Raw genomic sequence first — 21,491 nt, forward strand, 5'->3', positions numbered from 1 at the left:
AATCGCCCGGAATGTGCTAGCGATTCCTCGGATCGCCAACTAGCCGAGAGCCTAGGCCCACCAATCTGCGAGAAGCCACTGGATCATCTCGAACGGCCTTTTCCAACACGTTCGGGTCACCCACAAGCACGACCTGTTCGCTAGCCCTCGTGATCGCCGTGTAGATCAGGGAGCGGTCTAGGATGCGGCTTGCGACGACGGGGACGATGACCCGCGGAAACTGCGATCCCTGCGCCTTGTGCACCGTCATCGCGTAGGCGAGCGACAGGTTCGCCCGATCGGACGTCGTGAACTGCTCAGGTCCATCTCCGAAGTCGCAGACCATCCCTGTTTCGCCGATCGCCGTGACGACGCCCAACGAGCCGTTTCGAAGCCCACGCTGATAGTCGTTCCGCAGATACATGACCGGTTCGCCGACGCAGAACCCATGCCACGCCGGCCGCCCACCCGAGACGATTCGATGGAAGGTGCCGTTCAGGCTCTCGGTCCCCCAGGCCGGTGAACGAACGGCCGACAGGATCCGCAGGTCGCCTCCTATCCCGCCGATCTCCGCCGCGAGATCGACGACGGTGTCCTTGATCCGCTCGGGATGACACGCGACGACCGAGACACCGGTGCCAAGTCCGTCGAAGGCCGGGGGCATCTCGATCCGCCCCTCACGGACCGCACGGGAGATCGCCGGAATGCCGGATCGCCCGGTCTGACGATACACGCGGGTCAGTTCGACCTTCGGAATGATCGGGATCCCGGCCAGCACGTGCAGTGTCAGACCGAAGCCGATCGGCGGAAGCTGACCAGGGTCGCCTACGAGGAGGAGCCGAGCTTCGTCGGGCATGGCCCGCAGGATGCGGTAGAGGGTCGGGAGATCGAGCATCGAAGCCTCGTCCACGACGAGAAGCGTCTCGGCGCCCATGGGCATGTCGCCGGCAGACCGCTTCTTCAGGAACGCGGCGATCGTCATCGCGGGACGACCTGTCGTCTCGGTGATGCGCATGGCGGCTCGCCCAGCCAGAGCCACCATGACCGTGGTCCGTCCGAAGGTGTCGCAGGCGGCCCCGATCGCCTTAAGGACGGTCGTCTTCCCGACGCCGGCGCCGCCGGTGACGATCGCGATCCGTTCCGTCGTGGCGACGCGGACCGCCCTCGCCTGGTCCTCGTCGAGGGAGAGCCGATGGCGTGAGGTCCAGTCATTCAGGAATGTGGCGATCTCGCCCGGATCGACGCGCCGGGCGACGAGATCGCCGGAGGGAGGCGTCGCCACCATCGTCCGGAGGCGGGCCGCCACGTAGTCCTCCATTGCGGCGCACCCGGCGCTCTGCCAGCCGTCCCCGAGGGCGAACGCCGCTCCATCGTCCGCTGCGATCCCGACCGCGTAGGAGGACAGGTCCTGGCCGATCGTAGCCGCGACGTCGTTCCGAAGATGATCGTCGGCGATCCACGTATGGCCGGCGTCGAGCCTCCTGTAGAGCACGTCCTCGACGGCCGCAGCCATCCTGAACGCGTGCTCCGGACGCCAGCCGAGCCGCATGGCCACCGCGTCGATCTTCCGGAAGCTCTCGAACGCCATCAGCGAATAGGGGTTCTCCGAGACGATGCGGGCGGCCTCCGCGCCCCACAGATCCACGGCGCGTGTGGCGAGACGCGGATCGAAGCCGTTCTCGGAGAGCCAGACGACAACGTCGCCTCGGGCGAGGTTCGTCCGCCAGGCTTCGATCAAGGATGTCGCGAGATCCGCACCGAGGATCGGCACCAAGGGCGTCGGATCGCCCGAGCCCAGCACGGACGCCAGTTTCTCTCCGAACGCCTCCGCGAGCCTGGATGCGCGAGCGAAGCCGATCCCCTCGAACTCCGGGCTCGTGGCCAGATGACGGGCAACGGCATCGGTCGAGGACATCGTCGGTTGGGAGGCCGAAGGCCGCGAAGGGCGGTTCACGGCTTTCCGGTCTTCTCGAGCGACGGTCCGAAGGACACGACGCGACGGCCTGTCTCGACCATGTAGTCCTCGAGATGCTGCAGTCGGCGCAGCTTCTCACGAAGGGCGACATTCTCGGCCCGGACGGCGGATAGCTGCTGTTCCAGTTGCTGGATCCGTCGGTCCTTCCGATCGTGAACGGGCTTCTGATCGTCCTCTGGGTCGTCAGGGTTACTGCTCGTCGACGCCGTCGACGGTTGCCGTTCGAAGAAGGCGGCCAAGAGCGATACCGCACCGGGGTTCTTGTAGAGCACCTGACGGTCGAAGCCGCACGCGATCGCGATGGCCGACAGGTTGGGCTTCCCGTTTCGCATCGGGAGGGCGTCACCGGCGGCTGTCACCGCATCGAGGTAAGCCTCGAGCCGCGCCACGTTCTCGGCCCCAAGATCCGTGCCGGACCGAGCGTTCACGTTCGACCCTGCCGATCGAACTTCTTCGGAAGCGGCCGTGCCATCTCCTCCTCGGACTGTGCGCCCAGCGCCTTGTTGTAGGTCAGGATCGAGAACCGTTCCTCATAGGCCGCGAGCTTCCGGCGAAGCTCCTCGTTCTCCTGCCGGATCGCGTCGCGTTCGCGGCGCAGCACCACCACTTCGGGATCGTGGTTCCTTCTCGGATTGCGATCCGTCCGGGTCTTCTCCGCCTGGAGTTGGGTGGAGCGAAGTTCGTACGCCTCCTGGATACGGAGGTGCCGGGCCAGGGCCTGACGGGTCCAGCCCTTGCCGTCCGATCCCAACCGAGGCTTCGTATCGTCGATCTTCTGGATGTCGCGGGCGACCCGCCGGCACACATCCGCCCAGGTCATCGGCAGGGCGGGCCATGCCAGGATCAGAGCCCTGATGGCCTCGACGTCCTTCTCCTCCAGGAAGCGCCGGCCGGCCGATCTCGGAGCCCCGCGAACCCTCCGTGCACCCTCTCCAGGCGGTTTTCTGGTCGCCACGCTCCGGCCCTTCACATGCAACTGGGGTGGCCGATGCCGACCTAGGTTCGAGGATTGCATTCGAAGATTGCATCCAACCTTTCAAAATTCGGTTGCGGTCCGGGCAAGCGTCGTCGGGCCGCCGCAGGGCGGCGGTCTTGGCTCTGGATGACGATCACGGGGGCGCGCAGGCGCCTGGAGGCTCGTTGCCCCTGGGATCGTCGAGACGAAGTTTGTCCGTATGGAAGATGGATATCGGGGCGCGATGCACATCAGCAAGTGCCTGGCAAGCGCCGACCGGTTTCATGGTAAACCGGTCGTTAACAGAGTGGCTCCGATCTCAGGCGCGGGCGGAGGTCGACGCACCCAGATGGACGAGCGTGCCATCGGGTATGCTGTCGTCGGCGTGGATCGCGATGACGGCCTCGAGGCCGGCCTGCTTCCGACGATGTGCCTCCTCCCACCGCGACGCGCCGTAGGTGCCGTCCGCCGCCTCGAGAGCCGCGATCTGCAGGGCCATGCCGATCTCAGCGGCCTGCCGTTCGGCCTCGTCCCGATGGGCAAGGTTTCCCTTGTCGACGACATGCTCGTTGCACGTCGAACAGTCGCCGTGGACCGGACAGGGGGCTAGGCTCCAGTCGTGGATGCAGAGGCCGATCTCCGTTACGTGCGCCGTGGCGATCTGTGCCTCTAGAAAGGCGGTGCGTTCGGCCGGCGGCAGTCGCTCGCGCACGGCGGCCAGGCCACCGCGCATCTCGCCCTTCTCGGCCAGGGTCCTGACATGCTCTGCGAGTGCACGGCCACTGACGTGGTCGTATGCGGCGTTCTGCGACATGTCCTTCCGGCCCGACCACCTCGCGACGAGTTCCTGGGCGAGACCACCCTCCTGGGCCAGGGTGTTGAGCCAGTGCCGGAACTGGTGAGTGGTCATCTCGATCGGCGATCCGTCCGGCTCGGTAAAGCCGAATGCGGCGAAGATCGACCGCTTGCCGTGGCGACCGGTGATGAAGTCGCTCATGGCCTGCGACTGGAGAAGGCGTACCGTCCGTGGGATCGTCGCTCGGCCGGGATGCAGGGCGTTCTCCCGTACGAGGAACATGTGCCGGTGAAGCGGAACGGGAAACCCTTTCGAGATCGTCGGTAGATCCGACAACATCGCATCGACCATGGCCTGTCGTGGAACCGATTGGACGCCCCCGGCGCCTGCGATCATCGTGATGCCTTTTCCGACGCACCACTGACGCCCGCCGCCCCGGCCGGCTAGACCGAGAACGTCGGCGACCTCACCGGTCGTGAGCGAAGCGTCCCCTTCCCTGTCAAGACGGTCGATCGGGATACGTCCTGGGTTCTGGTGCATCCACGAGGCGTCGTTCCGAACAGCCTCGGTGAGCCGGCGACAGTCCGCGACAGCCCGCCTAGCGACGTCGACCATGGCCGATGGAATCCACTTGATCGTGGCGCCGAACCCCTTCTCCGCGTGATACCGAATTCCGTATCGGATGACCGGTTCACCATCGTCTCCGATCAGCGGCTCACCATTTTCGTACGCCTCCTCCTCGACCTCGCAGTCGACCGGGATCGACAGCAGTTCGTTGATTCGCCATCCGCCACAGACCAGGAGTTCGACGACCCGCATCCGCAGGACGTCCATGTCTTCGGTCACCAAGGCCGAGATCCGCGGCAGTGCGTCCAGCGCGGCCTGCGATGGAAGGCGGCTCTCTCTGCGCTGCGCGGCCTCTACCGTGATCCGGTCGTCGCTGCTGGGGCGCGAGATTGTGTTCTTCCAGCCGATCCGAACCCGCGAGAGGTTATACGCATCGATCTCCCGTCCGATCTCCGCGAGCATCTTCCCGGTCGCGTAGGCGGACGCAGCCGCTTCCGAAGCCTTGGCTTGCCTTGCCGCCTCGTCGAAGTGTCGAGGTAGAAGTCGGCAGGGATCGTACTCGTCGCCAGCCAGGACATCGTGGAGGAATCGTCCGGCCCGGATCATCACCCGGTGATTTTCCGCGTACTGAGGTCGGGCGGCCTCACGAAGCCGTACGACAGCCTTCAGAAAGTCCGAGAACGGACGCTCGAGGGCGACCGAGGAATCGTTGCCCCTGGCGCCGCCCTTGCCCGCCAGAAAGTGCAGCGCCTTCGCGCCTGTCTTGCCTGAGGTTTCTCGGATTGCCTTGGCTAGCGTGACGTCTCGCCAGATGTCCTGATCCCATTCGACGGGGCCGAAGGCCAAGCACGCCTTGGCCTTCGCGATGTAGCTCGTCAGCGCGGCCGATGCGTCGAGAGTACGCGCCGATGGAAGGACGACGACGTTCATACCGACACTCCGTTCCTGGCGACCCCGATCCGCTCGATGACGTCGGCGACCGCGAGGATCGTGTCGTCCATGAGAGTGACCATCCGGCCGTCCTGCCCTGCCACGGCCCGCCGCTCACGGTCCTTCAGGAGATCGTCGAGAAGCAGATGATGGGGCCCGTCCATCCAGGGCTGGAAGGAGTCGCAGGTGTAACAGGCGACGGGCGCCATCAGCCTGCAGAACGAGAACGATCCGCAGGTTCCGACTGGCTTTACCGCACCAGCGTCCTTGTCGATCACAGCGACGCGGCTCGTCGGGTCATTCCCGCGCAGTGCATCACCCTCACCTGGAACGATCTTACCCATGAACGCCTGCGCGACCGGCGCGAGTTTTACCGCCATCGCTTTGTCGAGCTTGGGGACGATGTCCGACTTGATGTTGAAATACACCGCCACGTTTTGGAGGTCGGTATGATCTAGCAGATCCGCCACCTCGCGCTTCGGGACGCCCTCTCGGACGAGGCGCGATGCGAATGTGTATCGGAGCCGGCGTGGAGTGACGTGTAGCTGTTGACCGGTCCTGTGAGATTTCACGTCCAGCTTATCAACGGCCTTGGTGATCAGCCTCGTCACTTCGACCGAAGAAAGATGTAAAGCATATTGCTCCATCGGCGTGTTCAGCATGGAGACACGAGGCTTCTTCCGGCTGATCAATGGGGTTGCCACTGTAGACGGAACGTTCGTTAGTTCGCTACGTCGGCGTTCCGAATTTTGCGCAAGCTGAAGAACTACTTCGCCAATCTCCGCGGTGAGGCGTCGGGGCCGGAATTCGCTCCGGAGAAAAGCGGCGCGCTTTTTCATTCGAGGTAGGTCGATCTGAACGAACGTCTGAGTAGCGTCGCCGGTCTCGAAAATTTTGACATCGCACGTCCGTAGAAGTGCGATCTGCTCCGGGTTGGAACCGAATGCCACCAGAAGCCACAGTGCAGCCTCTTCCTCGATCGAGAGCACATTGCTCGACCTTGCGGTCCTCAATGCGTTGAGGAAGCAGGTGATCTCTAGATCGCTTAAGGGTCCTGATTCAGGATCAGCCGATAGAACGGCCTGACCCTTCGTATTGCCGCCAATGCGAAGTCGTTCGACTTCGAAAGCGACATCCTTGTCGAAGCGGGGATAGTCGTGGGCGGCGCACCACTGATACCACTGGCGAACGTAATGCACGCGATAGGTGTCAGTACGATCCTGACCGAGAAGTTCGGTGAACACCGTGAGCGGTATATCGCCGCCACGATCCAGGACGTCAAGAAACGCTGACGATCTGAAAATCAATCGAAGGGCGCTGAACGTGTTCGAAACCGACGCAGGACTTTGGCTTTCAACGACCGATTTCATGAAGCCGACCACCGCGCCTAACAGATCGTCGGGCAACTGAGCAAATGCCTGCCAGTCGAGGACCGCCCTGTTGGTGGACAGGAAATTGAGGCGCCACGTCGAGCCCACGGAAGCGACTTTCATACCGGCAAGGTCGAGCAGCGGCTCGCGCAGCCAATAGGCTCGTTCGCGAACTGGAAGAGTCTTCATTTCGCCTGCCCCTCCCAACTCCGTTTCTGCATGCGGAGGGAGGCCGCCGCAGCCTTCCGACGGGTACTGCGCGCCTGGTATGCTTCCCCCTGGTTCGAGGTCTTGGTCCAGCCGAACGTATAGTTCCTGCGCTGCTTCTCCTCCCCCTCACCCCAGCCTTCCTCGTCGGCCAGGTCGCTGAGCCTGTCGTTGGCGGTATGCCTGAGGTGGTGCGTGGTGAAGTCCGCCGGGAGGCCGTCCACGCGCCGACGAAGCAGTTCGAACATGTCGTTCACCGCCTCGAGAGAGAGCGGCCCGCCCATCCTGTTGATGAAGACGAACGGCGTCTTCTTGTGTCCCGGATAGGTCTTGCGATGGACGACGACCCATTCTCGCAACGCTTCGACGAGGGCCGGTCCGAGAGGCAGATCCCGTCCCTGCGTCTTCGCCCGTGGCTCGACCCTTCGCGGATCGTCGATCTCGTCCACGCGCACGACGATCCGGATCTTGGGCTCCGCACCTGTCAGGTAGAGATCCTCGCCCTTGACCTTGAGCGCTTCGGCCCGCCTCACGCCGAGGAGGAAGTAGAGGAGGAGAAGAGCGTAGTTGCGAGCTTGGTGCTGCGCCTGGAAGGGGTTGGTCGGGCTGCCTGGACGGATCGCCTCGAGGAAAAGCCGCTGGACCTCCTCGTCGACGCCTTCACGCGCCTTGGTGCGAGGCGACGGCAGGTTCGCCACCATTGACACCCGGAAATCCTCAAGGCGCCGCCTATGCTCGACGGCGCGTCCGTGCTCACGGGTCGGGATACGGCGGAGCACGTTCTCCGCGTGCCAGGTGACGTAGTCCCGCACGGCATGGCATCGATTGTAGTAGTGCCCCGAGCCCACCGTGACAGCGTCTTCGCCTCCGGACGACGCCGGGAGCTTCAGACGCAGTTCGCGACGGAGGCTGTGGATCTCTGCTGCCTCGAACAGGATGCCGGTTCCGAGACGCTCCTGAAGATCGATCCTCGGCTCCCGCTTCCATGCCCATTCCAGCATGATCGCGACGGCCTGCATCGAAAGATACATGGTGTTGGGCGAACAGCCTCGCTCCCGCAGAACCATGAGACCGTAGAGGGTCGTCGCTTCGAGAGCGATCCCGTCAGGCGGACCCTCGACGAGGACGAAACGCTCGCCCGTCGACGGGAATGTCGTTGTCTTTACGCGGAAGTTCCGTTTTTCCGTAACCAAATCAACGCCCTAGATGGTGGGAGTTTACAAAACCCATCTCCCACCATTTAAGAACGCGAAAAGTTTGCAGAAGATGTCCAGCCTCGTCGGCCAAACCATAATCGAATCAGTTGGTTACCGATTCGTGTTTACAACTGCAAACTACCCTTTTCTAGAACGGAATCTCGTCGTCCATGTCGTCGGACGGGCGACCTCCGCCCCCGCCACCGCCATAGCCGCCACCGCCGCCCGAGCCACGTCCGCTGCCGCCACCCGAACCGCCGCCGCGCCCGTAGTCTCCGCCGCCGCGCGAGCCGCCGCCCGACCGCTCGCCGCCGCCACCCTCGTAGCTTGAGCCGCCGCCATCGCCGCCGCGTCCGCCGAGCATCTGCAACTCACCGCGGAAGCGCTGGAGCACGACCTCGGTCGTGTAGCGCTTCTGGCCCTGCTGGTCTTCCCAGGAGCGCGTCTGGAGCTGACCCTCGATATAGACCGTCGAGCCCTTCTTCAGGTACTGCTCGGCGACCTTCACGAGGTTCTCGTTAAAGATCACCACGCTGTGCCACTCGGTGCGCTCCTTGCGCTCGCCCGAGTTCTTGTCACGCCAGGTCTCGGAGGTCGCGATGCGCAGGTTCGCGATCGCGTCGCCGGAATTGAGCCGCTTGATCTCCGGATCGGCGCCCAGATTTCCGACGAGGATGACCTTGTTGACGCTACCCGCCATTCTTCTTCTCCGTATGAACGCTCGTCGCGCGGACCCTAGTGGCAACGCGACGCCTTCGATACCGCCCGCGACACGCGATCCCCAACTCTTCGGGATCTTTCCAACCGGCAAGCGACTCGACCCGATTGCCGAGCTGCGACATTCCGTTTAGAACAAAGTAGGAACGGGGTCGAGTCGATGCCAGCCTGCCTGCGCGGCGTTTGATTCTTCGCCAGCTTCTTCCGATATGGGCGGAGGGTCCGGGGAAAACCGCATCGCTTCGGCCGAACCGATCCTTGCGGCATTCATTCAAGCTCTCGAATTCGACACAGCGCGGCGAACTCCATGAAGAACGTCATCTCGATCCGTGGTGCTCGCGAGCACAACCTGAAGAACGTCGATCTCGACCTGCCGCGCGACAAGCTGATCGTGATGACCGGCCTGTCGGGCTCGGGCAAGTCGTCGCTCGCCTTCGACACGATCTATGCCGAAGGGCAGCGACGCTACGTCGAGAGCCTGTCGGCCTATGCCCGCCAGTTCCTGGAGATGATGCAGAAGCCGGACGTCGACCAGATCGACGGCCTGTCGCCGGCCATCTCGATCGAGCAGAAGACGACCTCCAAGAACCCGCGCTCCACGGTGGGCACGGTGACGGAGATCTACGACTATCTCCGCCTCCTTTTCGCGCGCGTCGGTGTGCCCTATTCGCCAGCGACGGGCTTGCCGATCGAGAGCCAGACCGTCAGCCAGATGGTGGACCGCATCCTGGCGCTGGAGGAAGGCACCCGCCTCTACCTGCTCGCGCCGATGATCCGCGGCCGCAAGGGCGAGTACAAGAAGGAGCTGGCCGAGCTTCAGAAGAAGGGCTTCCAGCGCGTCCGCATCGACGGCACGTTCCACGACATCGCCGATGCGCCGGCGCTCGACAAGAAGTTCAAGCACGACATCGACGTCGTTGTGGACCGCATCGTCGTGCGCGCCGACATGAAGTCGCGTCTGGCGGATTCGCTCGAGACGGCGCTCCGTCTGGCCGAGGGTCTGGCTGTCGCCGAGTTCGCCGACGGGCTCGACGACAACGGCAAGCCCAGGCAGATCCTCTTCTCCGAGAAGTTCGCCTGCCCCGTCTCGGGTTTTACCATCCCCGAGATCGAGCCGCGACTCTTCTCGTTCAACAACCCGTTCGGCGCCTGCCCGCGCTGCGACGGCCTCGGCTCGCAGCAGCAGATCGACCCAAAGCTGATCGTCCCCGACGAGAACCGCACCCTCAAGGGCGGCGCCATCGCGCCCTGGGCGAAGTCCACTTCGCCCTACTACGGCCAGACGCTGGAGGCGCTGGGGCGCGAATACGGGTTCAAACAGACCGATCGCTGGTCCGCGCTTCCCGAAGCCGCGCGCAACGCGATCCTCAACGGCACCGGCAAGACCAAGATCGAGTTCCGCTACAACGACGGTCTGCGCTCCTATTCCACCACCAAGACGTTCGAGGGCATCGTCCCCAATCTCGAACGCCGCTGGAAGGAGACCGACTCCGCCTGGTCGCGCGAGGAGATCGAGCGCTACATGTCGGCGACCCCCTGCCCGGCCTGCGCCGGCTACCGGCTGAAGCCGGAGGCGCTCGCGGTCAAGGTCGCGGGGCTCCATATCGGCGAGGTCAGCGAGCAGTCGATCCGCCAGGCCGGCGCCTGGTTCGAAGCGCTGCCGGAGAAGCTGACGCAGAAGCAGAACGAGATCGCCGTCCGGATCCTCAAGGAGATCCGCGAGCGCCTTCGCTTCCTCAACGACGTCGGCCTCGAATACCTCACGCTGTCGCGCTCCTCCGGCACCCTGTCTGGCGGCGAGTCGCAGCGCATCCGCTTGGCGTCGCAGATCGGCTCCGGCCTCACGGGCGTGCTCTACGTGCTGGACGAACCCTCGATCGGCCTTCACCAGCGCGACAACGAGCGCCTGCTCGCGACGCTCAAGCACCTGCGCGACATCGGCAACACGGTGATCGTGGTCGAGCACGACGAGGACGCCATCATGATGGCCGACCATGTCGTGGATATCGGCCCGGCCGCCGGCGTCCACGGCGGCCAGGTCATCGCCTCGGGCACGCCGGCCGAGGTCATGGCCAACCCGAATTCGCTGACGGGCGCCTATCTGTCGGGCGCCCGTGGCGTGCCGGTGCCGCCCAAGCGCCGCAAGCCGCAGAAGGGCAAGGCGATCAAGGTCGTCGGCGCGCGGGGCAACAACCTCAAGAACGTCACCGCCGAAGTGCCGATGGGCGTGTTCACATGCGTCACCGGCGTGTCGGGCGGCGGCAAGTCCACCTTCCTGATCGAGACGCTGTTCAAGGCGGCCGCCCGGCGCATTTCCGGCGCGCGCGACGTGCCGGCCGACCACGACCGCGTCGACGGGCTGGAACTGCTCGACAAGGTCATCGACATCGATCAGTCGCCCATCGGCCGCACGCCCCGGTCGAACCCCGCCACCTATACCGGGGCCTTCACGCCGATCCGCGACTGGTTCGCGGGACTGCCCGAGGCCAAGGCCCGCGGATACCAGCCCGGTCGCTTCTCCTTCAACGTGAAAGGTGGGCGCTGCGAGGCGTGCCAGGGCGATGGCGTCATCAAGATCGAGATGCACTTTCTGCCCGACGTCTACGTCACCTGCGACGTCTGCCACGGCAAGCGCTACAACCGCGAGACGCTGGAGGTCACCTTCAAGGAGAAGTCGATCGCCGACGTGCTCGACATGACCGTCGAGGAAGGCGTCGAGTTCTTTTCGGCCGTGCCGGCCGTTCGCGACAAGCTCGTGACCCTCAACGAGGTCGGCCTCGGCTACATAAAGGTCGGCCAGCAGGCCAACACCTTGTCGGGCGGCGAGGCGCAGCGCGTGAAGCTCGCCAAGGAACTGTCGCGTCGCGCGACCGGACGCACGCTCTACATTCTCGACGAGCCGACCACCGGGCTTCACTTCCACGACGTCGCCAAGCTCCTCGAAGTGCTGCACGAGCTCGTGGACCAAGGTAACACGGTGGTCGTGATCGAGCACAATCTCGAGGTGATCAAGACGGCCGACTGGGTGATCGACATCGGCCCGGAGGGCGGCGACGGCGGCGGCGAGATCGTCGCGACCGGGACGCCGGAGGCATTGGTCAAGGTGCCCCGCTCCTATACCGGGCACTTCCTCAAGGAGCTTCTGGAACGCCGGCCGCTCGCCAAGGCGGAAGCGGCCGAATAGGCCGCTTCACCCGCCGCGAAGGGCGGCGATCTCGGCATGGACCCGCGGCAGCGCGCCGGGAAGGTCTTCGGAGATCAGCCCGGGACCGAACAGCTCGGCCCCGCGCCCGTGCATCCAGACGCCCGCGCAGGCTGCCTCGAAGGCCGGCGTGCCCTGAGCGAGCTGAGCCGCGACGATGCCGGCCAGCACGTCGCCTGTCCCGGCGGTGGCCAGCCAGGGCGTTCCGGTCGCGTTGACAGCCGCCCGCCCGTCCGGTGCGGCGATGACCGTATCGGCGCCCTTGTAGACGACGATTCCCCCCGCCCTTTGCGCCGCCGCCCGCGCCGCGTCGAGCTTCGACGGCGCTGCGTCGCCCGCCAAGTCGGGAAACAGACGCTTGAATTCGCCGTCATGGGGCGTCAGCACCACGCGCGAAGCGGCCGCGTCGCGGCGGAGCGCGAACAGGGTGTCCGGCTCCGCTCCGAAAGCGGTGATCCCGTCGGCATCCAGAACCAGCGCGCGGCCGGCCTCAAGGATCAGCCCGGCAAACGCGCGCGCCTTGTCCTGATCCCCGAAGCCTGGACCCAGCACGAAGGTGTTGAACCGTTCGTCCTCCAAGAGGGTGGCGAGGCCCGCCCCGTCGTCGCAACCGCGCAGCATGATCGCGGTCACTTGTGCCGATAGTCCCGCCAGCGCCGCGCGGGGTGCTGCTAGAGTCACTAGTCCGGCGCCGCCGCGCAGCGCCCCGATGGCCGAAAGTCGCGCCGCCCCGCTTTTCTCGAGCGCGCCGGAGAAGACCACTGCGTGCCCGCGATCGTACTTGTGTCCGGCATCGGAGGGATGCCGGAGTTCACCGAGCCAGAGGGGCGGCTCGTTCGCCTGAGCGACGGCTGGAACGCGCTCCCAGACGCTGTCGGGGATCCCGATGTCGGCGACGATCACTTGGCCGGAATGGAGCCGCCCCGGCATCAGCAGATGCGCGGCCCGCCGTCTCTGGAAGGTGACGGTGCGCTGCGCCCGCACCGCCGCGCCGAGGACGGCGCCGGACGCGGTATGGATTCCGCTGGGAACGTCGATGGAGAGAACCGGGGAGCCGCCGGCTTCGAGCCGTCGGATCGCCTCGCGGCATGTTGCGTCGAGCGGGCGCTGAAGGCCTGTCCCGAAAAGACCGTCGATCACGAGATCGAAGGGCGCGTCGGGAAACTCGTCCAGCGACGGTCCTTTGGCACCGCGCAACGAGAAGATTGTTACCTGGTGACGTTCAGCGAGCCGTTCCGCCGCGACGCGTGCGTCGGCGCCGTTCATTCCTGGGCCGGCCCAGACGGCGATGCGTGAACCTGCCGGCAGGCCCGCCTCGGCGACGCCGGCGATCGCGTGTCCGGCCGCGCGGATCAGTTGCTCCAACGTGAAGCCATCGGCAACCGCAAGCCGATCGGCCGCCTTGACACCGTCGCCGTCGATCAAAGCGATAAGCGGTCGCGCGGAGCTTACCATGTCCGATTTTTCATCAATTGCACAGAAGACAGGCAGAATTTGCCGTGGCTCTGTGCAGGCGTGATCGAGTGTTCGCTAGTTTTCGCATCAGTCATCCGCTACACCACCCAAAGGCATTTGCCGCATTGACACGGTCGGGTTTAGACGCGACACGCTGCGCGGCCGGCGCGAATTCGAAGTTCGCCGCAAGGCCGGGGTAGCTAGGGGGAGAGGGACTTCGGTGAAGAAGGTCGAAGCGATCATAAAGCCCTTCAAGCTCGACGAAGTGAAGGAAGCCCTTCAGGACGTTGGCCTCCAGGGCATCACGGTCATCGAAGCCAAGGGCTTCGGCCGCCAGAAGGGCCACACCGAGCTCTATCGCGGCGCCGAATACGTCGTCGACTTCCTGCCCAAGGTGAAGATCGAGATCGTTCTCGCCGACGAGGCCGTGGAGGCCGCCGTGGAGGCGATCCGCAAGGCGGCCCAGACCGGGCGCATCGGCGACGGCAAGATCTTCGTGTCGCATGTCGAGGAAGCCGTGCGCATCCGCACCGGCGAAATGGGCGTCGACGCGATCTGAAATCCGGCAATTGCCGGCCAGCCATACGAGTACAGTCGTCCAGGAGGAAAGGACACTCATGACTTCGGGCAACGACATTCTGAAGCAGATCAAGGACAACGACGTCAAGTTCGTCGACCTGCGCTTCACCGACCCCAGGGGCAAGCTTCAGCACGTGACGATGGACCAGTCCATCGTGGACGAAGACATGTTCTCGGAAGGCACGATGTTCGACGGTTCGTCGATCGCCGGCTGGAAGGCGATCAACGAGTCCGACATGACGCTCATGCCGGACCCCGAGACCGCGCACATGGACCCGTTCTTCGCGCAGTCCACGATGGTCCTTTACTGCGACATCCTCGATCCCGTCTCGGGCGAGAGCTACAACCGCGATCCGCGCGGCACCGCCAAGAAGGCCGAGGCCTACCTCAACCAGTCCGGCATCGGCGACACCGCCTATTTCGGCCCCGAGGCCGAGTTCTTCATCTTCGACGACGTCCGCTACAAGGCCGACCCGTACAACACGGGCTTCAAGCTGGACTCGACCGAGCTGCCGTCCAACGACGACTCCGAGTACGAGACGGGCAACCTCGGTCACCGTCCGCGCGTCAAGGGCGGTTACTTCCCGGTCCCGCCGATCGACAGCTGCCAGGACATGCGCTCCGAGATGCTGACCGTGATGGCCGAGATGGGCGTCGCCGTCGAGAAGCATCACCACGAGGTGGCGGCCGCGCAGCACGAGCTCGGCATCAAGTTCGATACCCTCGTCCGCAACGCGGACAAGATGCAGATCTACAAGTACGTGATCCACCAGGTCGCCAACGCCTACGGCAAGACGGCGACGTTCATGCCCAAGCCCATCTTCGGCGACAACGGCTCCGGCATGCACGTGCACCAGTCGATCTGGAAGGGCGGCAAGCCGACCTTCGCGGGCAACGAGTATGCCGGCCTGTCCGAGAACGCGCTGTTCTACATCGGCGGCATCATCAAGCACGCCAAGTCGCTGAACGCCTTCACCAACCCGTCCACCAACGCCTTCAAGCGTCTGGTGCCGGGTTACGAGGCGCCGGTGCTGCTCGCCTATTCCGCGCGCAACCGCTCGGCCTCCTGCCGCATCCCCTTCGGCCAGTCGCCGAAGTCGAAGCGCGTCGAGGTCCGCTTCCCGGATCCGACCGCGAACCCGTACCTCGCCTTCGCCGCCATGCTGATGGCCGGCCTCGACGGTATCAAGAACAAGATCCACCCGGGCGCCGCCATGGACAAGGATCTCTACGACCTGCCGCCGGAGGAACTGAAGGAAATCCCGACCGTCTGCCGTTCGCTGCGCGAGGCGATGGAGAGCCTGGATTCCGACCGCGACTACCTGAAGGCCGGCGGCGTGTTCGACGACGACCAGATCGATGCCTTCATCGACCTGAAGATGGCCGAGGTGCTGCGCTTCGAAATGACGCCGCACCCGGTCGAGTTCGACATGTACTACTCGGTCTGATCGGTTTCGATCGACCCGCGCATACAAGGCCCCGGCGGAAACCGCCGGGGCCTTTTTCGTTTGGCGTCGGCGACGTCCGCAGCCGCTGTGGTTTGCGGCACCGCCCGCCGTCAGGCCGTCGCCCCCCATACAGGACGAAAGGATCACGGGGGCAGCCGAAGGCCGGCCATTCCGCCAATCACATCCACCCGTCATCCTCGGCCTCGAGCCGAGAATCTACCACGGTCCGGCTGCTTCGACGTGGCAAATCCTCGACTTAAGCCCGAGGATCACGCTGCGGATGAGCAGGACGTTTGCTGTCCCCTGAACGCAAAAAGGCCCGGCGGATCGCTCCGCCAGGCCTTTCCTTGCATAGGATGTCGCGAAGGCTCAGGCCGCCGCGGAGACCTTGGCGCCGAGCGGCACTTCGGAAATCGTCTTCAGCACCTGGCTGGCGATCTGGTAGGGGCAGCCCTGCGAGTTCGGGCGGCGATCCTCGAGATAGCCCTTGTAGCCGTTGTTGACGAAGGAATGCGGCACGCGGATCGAGGCGCCGCGGTCGGCCACGCCGTAGGAGAACTTGTTCCAGGGCGCCGTCTCGTGCTTGCCGGTCAGGCGCAGGTGGTTGTCCGGGCCGTAGACAGCGATATGGGCTTCGAGGTTCTTCTCGAAGGCGCCCATGAGCTGCTCGAAGTACTCCTTGCCGCCGACCTCACGCATGTAGGCCGTGGAGAAGTTGCAGTGCATGCCGGAGCCGTTCCAGTCGGTGTCGCCGAGCGGCTTGCAGTGCCACTCGATGTCGATCTCGTACTTCTCGCACAGGCGCTGCAGCAGGTAGCGTGCCATCCAGATCTGATCGGCGGCCTTCTTGGAGCCCTTGCCGAAGATCTGGAATTCCCACTGGCCCTTGGCCACCTCGGCGTTGATGCCCTCGTGGTTGATGCCGGCGGCGAGGCACAGGTCGAGATGCTCCTCGACGATCTGGCGCGCGATCGAACCCACGTTCGAATAGCCGACGCCCGTGTAGTACGGACCCTGCGGCGCCGGGTAGCCGCTCTCGGGGAAGCCGAGCGGACGGCCGTTCTTGTAGAAGAAGTATTCCTGCTCGAAGCCGAACCAGGCGTCCTCGTCGTCGAGGATGGTGGCGCGGGCGTTGGAGGCATGCGGCGTCACGCCGTCGGGCATCATGACCTCGCACATGACGAGGACGCCGTTGGTGCGGGCCGGATCGGGATAGACGGCGACCGGCTTCAGCACGCAGTCCGAGCTGCGGCCTTCGGCCTGCATCGTGGACGAGCCGTCGAAGCCCCAGAGCGGCAGCTCTTCCAGCTTCGGGAACTCGGCGAATTCCTTGATCTGCGTCTTGCCACGAAGATTCGGCACCGGGGTGTAGCCGTCGAGCCAAATGTATTCGAGCTTGTATTTCGTCATCCCAACTCTCCAAAGCGCTGGCCGGTTCTCGTGCGCCTCACATGGCGCCCGACCAGACCCAGCCTGCCATACACCATGCATATCCCGTGCCAGTTGAGTGGCGTGCCGGATCGCAAGGCGGCTAAGGGCCGTGGATCAGCTCTCGCGCGCAGTCGTTATCGTCCCAAGTCGGCTTGAATCCGCCCGATCCTCCATCTCGTGCCACGCGACGACACGCGTAGAAAATTTTCGAAAACGAAATCCGATGGTGGGACACTTTCCTTTGCAGGACCAAGGTGGCCCTTCCATCTGATGAAATTGAGTGCATATTGAGTATGGAATGAACAGGTCGCGCTGCCGAAATGCGCGGCATATCCTCGGAGAGGAGATCGCAATGGAACGGACTGCATCGATCCAAGGCGCAACCATTCTGGCGTTTCCGGTCGGCGGGCGTCGTGGCGCCCGGGCCTGGGGCGCGCAGCCGGCGCAGGCCGACCTGCCGCAGGAGACGGTCGTCGACTATGACGCCTGGTATCACCAAGCCGCCATGGACGACGAGAAGCCGCGCGGCAACGCCTGATCCCCTCGTCTCAGGCGCCGAAGATCGAGACGCCGGACCGCTTCGCGAAGGCTTCCAGTGCGATGCGCCCGAGATGCGAATTGCCGGCGTCGTCGAGCCCGGGCGACCAGACGGCGATCGACGCCTGCCCTGGCACGATCGCGAGGATGCCGCCGCCCACGCCGCTCTTGCCGGGAAGCCCGACGCGATAGGCGAAGTCGCCCGAGCCGTCGTAATGCCCGCAGGTCAGCATGATCGCGTTGATGCGCCGCGCCCGCTCGGACGAAATCACCGAATGGCCGGTGTCCGGATTGCGCCCGGAATGGGCCAGGAAGCGCCCCGCCAGCGCGAGCTGGCGGCAGGACATGGCGATGGCGCAATGGTGGAAGTAGACGCCGAGCGTATAGTCCACCGGGTTCTCTATCACCCCGAACGACTTCATGTAGTTGGCGAGCGCCATGTTGCGGAAGCCCGTGCGCTGCTCGGACTCCGCCACGGCCTTGTCGATCGTCACGGTCTGGTCGTCCGACAGGAAGCGCATGAAGCGCAGGATCTCGCCGAGCGCGACGCTCGGCTTGTGACCCGCCAGGATCACGTCGGTCACGGCGATGGCGCCGGCGTTGATGAAGGGGTTGCGCGGCACGCCCTTCTCGCTCTCGAGCTGAACGATGGAGTTGAACGCGGTGCCGGACGGCTCGCGCCCCACGCGCTTCCATAGACGGTCGCCGGCGATGCCGAGCGCCAGCGTCAGCGTGAAGACCTTGGAGATGCTCTGGATCGAGAAGGGCGTCTCGGCGTCCCCCGCCGTCACCACCGTCCCGTCCGGCAAGGCGACGGCCATGCCGAAGAAGCCCGGATCGACCCGCGCGAGCTCGGGAATGTAGTCCGCGATGCGCCCGCGGTCGGTCCGCGCGCGCATCTCGTCCGCGATATCCGTGACGAGCGATCGAAGCTGTGGGACGGCGAACACGCGGAGCTCCTTGTCCAGAGGTGTCGCACGGGGTCCCGAACCCTCAGCGCGATGCGGAAGGGCTAACCTCGCCGGCGATCCAGTTCAACGTGTCGCGCCAGTCCACCATGCGGATGGGTGTGCCGTGGTTGCCGCCGTCGAACCCAACGAAGCGGATGGGGTAGGCCGGCGACTGCTTGCGCACCGCCTCGAAGAAGGTGAGCTGGCGGTCGAAGGCGTAGACCTTGTCGCGCGTGCCGTGGGCGAGAAGGATCGGCACGATGGCATCATGCGCCCGGCGCATGGCGGCGAAGCGTTCGGCGCTCGAATCGGAACCGAGGAGCACCATGGCGTCGAACATCTTGGCCCCCTCGCCCGTCGCCAGGGTCCAGCAGACCTGGCCGCCCATGGAGGCGCAGGCGAGCACCAGCATCGCCGCCGGGCGCTCGCGGCGGATCTCAGCCAGGAGATGGCCGATCCGTGCCGCGTCCGCCGCGGCGAGCTGCCCGCCGTCGACGGTCACATACTGGCCTCCCGCACGGACGAGGAGGTTCTTCAGCCGGTTGAAGTTGCCGCCAAACGAGCCGTCCTTCATCCCCAGCCGGTGGTCGCCGTTGCGGCCATGTACGAAGACGACCACCGGACCGCCCGGTGCGGCAGTCCCTACCGTGGCGTAGCGAAGCGGGCCGCCCGGCGTCGTGATCTCCTGTTCCCGCACCCGGCCGACGGCGCGAAGGTCGATGTAGACGCTCTTCACCTGCCGCTCGGGAATCGCGTCTCGCCGGTCGATGTCCCGCACCTCGTCGTAGGGCACGTCGAGACGGCGGCCGCCGTCGAGGCTGGCCACCGGCCCGGGATAGGCGAAGAGCATGTCCTTGTAGGGCGCGAAGGGCGCGGCCTGTGCCACGCCGCTCATCGCCAGCACCGTCATCAGGATCGCCAGCCGTCCGACCTTGCGCATGATCCGGCTCCCCTGCCGTGTCCGATGGCGCAGCATAGGCCGAACGGGATGGCTGCAGGCGTTGCGGCGATGCGCCATGTGCGGGATAAACGTCGCCGAGCGACCCGGGGCGCCCTGCGCGCCGGGTGAGAACACTTGCAGAACATCGACCGAGGGGTTACCTCGACACCATGCCGCAGCACGTCAGCGAGTGGCCTGTCCGAGGCCGGAAACACGTATGAGCCAGGATCTTTTCGCCGCAAATCCGGCGCGTGCCGCCACCTCCCGGACCGCCCCCGAGCGCGCCGCCCGGCCGGCTGCGCAGGCGCCTGCCGCCCCGACGGCCGGCGCCGACTACACGGCCGCCGACATCGAGGTGCTGGAGGGGCTGGAGCCCGTCCGCCGCCGTCCCGGCATGTATATCGGCGGCACCGACGAGAAGGCGCTGCACCATCTCTTCGCCGAGGTGATCGACAATTCGATGGACGAGGCGGTGGCCGGCCACGCCAACTTCATCGAGGTGGCCCTGGACGAGGACGGCTTCCTCGCGGTGACCGACAACGGGCGCGGCATCCCGATCGATCCGCACCCAAAATACCGCGACAAGTCGGCGCTCGAAGTCATCATGACGACGCTCCATGCCGGCGGAAAGTTCGATTCCAAGGTCTACGAAACCTCCGGCGGTCTCCACGGCGTCGGCATCTCCGTCGTGAACGCGTTGTCCGATGCGCTGGAGGTCGAGGTCGCCCGCAACCGCAAGCTCTACCGGCAGACCTATTCGCGCGGCATCCCGACCTCCGGCCTCGTCGAGGTCGGCGAGATCCAGAACCGGCGTGGCACGCGGGTCCGCTTCCGTCCGGACACGGCGATCTTTGGCGAGGGCGCGCGGTTCCTGCCCGCCCGCCTCTTCGCCATGGCGCGCTCCAAGGCCTATCTCTTCGGCGGCGTCGAGATCCGCTGGTCGTGTGCGCCCGCGCTCCTGACCGAAGGCGGGAAGGTTCCGGCGCGCGCCAGCTTCCACTTCCCCGGCGGCCTGAAGGACTATCTGGAAGCCTCGCTCGACGGGCAGACGCGGGTGACGTCCCAGATCTTCGCCGGACGTTCGGAAAAGGTCTCGGGCCACGGCGCGGTGGAATGGGCGGTGTCCTGGACGCAGGAGGACGGTGCGGTCCGCTCCTACGTCAATACCATTCCGACGCCCGAGGGCGGCTCGCACGAAGCGGGCCTGCGCGCCGTGCTCCTGCGCGGCCTGAAGGCCTTCGCCGAACTCCAGGGCAATCGCAAGGCCGCCGCGATCACCGCCGAGGACGTTATGATCACGGCCTCGGCCATGCTCTCGGTCTTCATCCGCGAGCCGGAGTTCGTCGGCCAGACGAAGGACCGGCTGGCGACGGCCGAGGCGCAGCGCATCGTCGAGAACTCGATCCGCGATTCCTTCGACATCTGGCTGGCCTCGTCGCCGCAGGACGCCTCGCGTCTGATCGACTGGGTGGTGGAGCGCGCGGACGAGCGTCTCCGGCGCAAGCAGGAGAAGGAAGTCAGCCGGAAGACCGCGACGCGCAAGCTGCGCCTGCCCGGCAAGCTGGCGGACTGCTCGCAGACGGGGGCGGCGGGCGCCGAGCTCTTCATCGTCGAGGGCGATTCGGCCGGCGGCTCGGCCAAGCAGGCGCGCGACCGAGCCCGTCAGGCCGTGCTTCCGCTGCGCGGCAAGATCCTCAATGTCGCCTCGGCGGGTCGCGAGAAGCTCGGCGCCAACCAGCAGCTTGCCGACCTCACGCTGGCGCTCGGCTGCGGCACGCGCGGCAAGTATCGCGACGACGACCTGCGCTACGAGCGCGTGATCATCATGACCGACGCCGACGTGGACGGTGCCCACATCGCCTCGCTTCTCATCACCTTCTTCTACCAGGAGATGCCGGAGCTGATTCGCGGCGGCCATCTCTTCCTCGCCGTCCCGCCGCTCTACAAGCTGACGCAAGGCGGCAAGACGATCTACGCCCGCGACGACGCCGATCGCGAGCGCATCACGGCGCGCGAGTTCAAGGGCAAGGGGAAGGTCGAGGTCAGCCGCTTCAAGGGCCTCGGCGAGATGCTGCCCTCGCAGCTCAAGGAAACCACGATGGACCCGCGCAAGCGGACCTTGCTTCGCGTCGAGATCGATGCTTCTCCCGAAGCCGGGACGGCGGGTGCGGTGGATGCGCTGATGGGCAACAAGCCGGAGGCGCGCTTCCGCTTCATCCAGGACCGGGCGGCCTTCGTCCGGGACCTCGACGTCTGA

Annotated in this window: 16 protein-coding genes; 5 read left to right on the forward strand and 11 right to left on the reverse strand. The window is 65.4% G+C overall.

Features of this window, described 5'->3' with window-relative positions; genetic code table 11:
* Positions 1-16: 16 nt before the first annotated feature.
* From O5O54_RS04840 to ssb, 7 genes are all read right to left on the reverse strand, one after another.
* Positions 17-1,894, reverse strand: coding sequence for an AAA family ATPase (locus O5O54_RS04840; RefSeq protein ID WP_279479468.1), 1,878 nt, complete (start codon positions 1,892-1,894; stop codon positions 17-19).
* A gap of 35 nt (positions 1,895-1,929) precedes the next feature.
* Entirely contained in the window at positions 1,930-2,343 is a 414-nt protein-coding gene (locus O5O54_RS04845; RefSeq protein WP_279479469.1) for a hypothetical protein, read from the reverse strand.
* A gap of 35 nt (positions 2,344-2,378) precedes the next feature.
* A complete protein-coding gene (locus O5O54_RS04850; protein WP_279479471.1) occupies positions 2,379-2,774 on the reverse strand; it encodes a hypothetical protein in 396 nt (131 codons plus the stop codon).
* 454 nt (positions 2,775-3,228) lie between these two features.
* Positions 3,229-5,202 (reverse strand): hypothetical protein, encoded by a 1,974-nt coding sequence (locus tag O5O54_RS04855; protein WP_279479472.1) that lies wholly within the window; start codon positions 5,200-5,202, stop codon positions 3,229-3,231.
* Positions 5,199-6,761, reverse strand: a complete 1,563-nt coding sequence (locus tag O5O54_RS04860) for a site-specific integrase (RefSeq protein WP_279479474.1) — start codon at positions 6,759-6,761, stop codon at positions 5,199-5,201. Before O5O54_RS04860 ends, O5O54_RS04855 begins: the two co-directional genes overlap by 4 nt.
* Entirely contained in the window at positions 6,758-7,810 is a 1,053-nt protein-coding gene (locus tag O5O54_RS04865) for a tyrosine-type recombinase/integrase (protein ID WP_279479477.1), read from the reverse strand. The genes O5O54_RS04860 and O5O54_RS04865 overlap by 4 nt, the downstream gene beginning before the upstream one ends.
* Before the next feature lie 313 nt (positions 7,811-8,123).
* Entirely contained in the window at positions 8,124-8,675 is a 552-nt protein-coding gene (gene ssb / locus O5O54_RS04870) for a single-stranded DNA-binding protein (RefSeq protein WP_279479479.1), read from the reverse strand.
* Between the two features lie 324 nt (positions 8,676-8,999).
* Here ssb and uvrA point away from each other — a divergent pair, with 324 nt between their 5' ends.
* On the forward strand, positions 9,000-11,876 hold the full coding sequence (gene uvrA / locus O5O54_RS04875) for an excinuclease ABC subunit UvrA (protein WP_279479480.1): 2,877 nt from the start codon (positions 9,000-9,002) through the stop codon (positions 11,874-11,876).
* Positions 11,877-11,882: 6 nt separating this feature from the next.
* Here uvrA and O5O54_RS04880 read toward each other — a convergent pair whose 3' ends face one another.
* Positions 11,883-13,319 carry an NAD(P)H-hydrate dehydratase gene (locus O5O54_RS04880; RefSeq protein WP_279479482.1) on the reverse strand — a complete coding sequence of 479 codons (1,437 nt, stop codon included), beginning with the start codon at positions 13,317-13,319 and terminating at the stop codon, positions 11,883-11,885.
* A 250-nt stretch (positions 13,320-13,569) separates the two neighbouring features.
* On the opposite strand from O5O54_RS04880, the gene O5O54_RS04885 reads away from it, so the two are divergent.
* Together O5O54_RS04885 and glnA are read left to right on the forward strand one after the other, a co-directional pair.
* On the forward strand, positions 13,570-13,908 hold the full coding sequence (locus O5O54_RS04885) for a P-II family nitrogen regulator (RefSeq protein ID WP_279479485.1): 339 nt from the start codon (positions 13,570-13,572) through the stop codon (positions 13,906-13,908).
* 58 nt (positions 13,909-13,966) lie between these two features.
* The gene (glnA, locus tag O5O54_RS04890) at positions 13,967-15,376 is read left to right on the forward strand and encodes a type I glutamate--ammonia ligase (RefSeq protein WP_279479487.1); all 1,410 of its coding nucleotides are present in this window, start codon (positions 13,967-13,969) and stop codon (positions 15,374-15,376) included.
* Between the two features lie 369 nt (positions 15,377-15,745).
* Here the strand turns inward: glnA and O5O54_RS04895 are convergent, their stop codons facing one another.
* Complete coding sequence (locus O5O54_RS04895) at positions 15,746-16,786, reverse strand: glutamine synthetase beta-grasp domain-containing protein (RefSeq protein WP_279479489.1); 1,041 nt, start codon at positions 16,784-16,786, stop codon at positions 15,746-15,748.
* A gap of 373 nt (positions 16,787-17,159) precedes the next feature.
* Here O5O54_RS04895 and O5O54_RS04900 point away from each other — a divergent pair, with 373 nt between their 5' ends.
* Positions 17,160-17,345 (forward strand): DUF2735 domain-containing protein, encoded by a 186-nt coding sequence (locus tag O5O54_RS04900; protein WP_279479491.1) that lies wholly within the window; start codon positions 17,160-17,162, stop codon positions 17,343-17,345.
* Positions 17,346-17,355: 10 nt separating this feature from the next.
* Here O5O54_RS04900 and O5O54_RS04905 read toward each other — a convergent pair whose 3' ends face one another.
* On the reverse strand, positions 17,356-18,294 hold the full coding sequence (locus tag O5O54_RS04905) for a glutaminase (RefSeq protein WP_279479493.1): 939 nt from the start codon (positions 18,292-18,294) through the stop codon (positions 17,356-17,358).
* A gap of 43 nt (positions 18,295-18,337) precedes the next feature.
* Entirely contained in the window at positions 18,338-19,234 is an 897-nt protein-coding gene (locus O5O54_RS04910) for an alpha/beta hydrolase (protein WP_279479495.1), read from the reverse strand.
* Between the two features lie 217 nt (positions 19,235-19,451).
* Between O5O54_RS04910 and parE the strand changes: the two genes are divergently transcribed.
* Positions 19,452-21,491, forward strand: coding sequence for a DNA topoisomerase IV subunit B (gene parE, locus O5O54_RS04915; RefSeq protein WP_279479498.1), 2,040 nt, complete (start codon positions 19,452-19,454; stop codon positions 21,489-21,491).

Origin of the sequence: Aureimonas sp. SK2, from assembly GCF_029813115.1 — a bacterium.
In the GTDB taxonomy this organism is placed as follows: domain Bacteria; phylum Pseudomonadota; class Alphaproteobacteria; order Rhizobiales; family Rhizobiaceae; genus Aureimonas.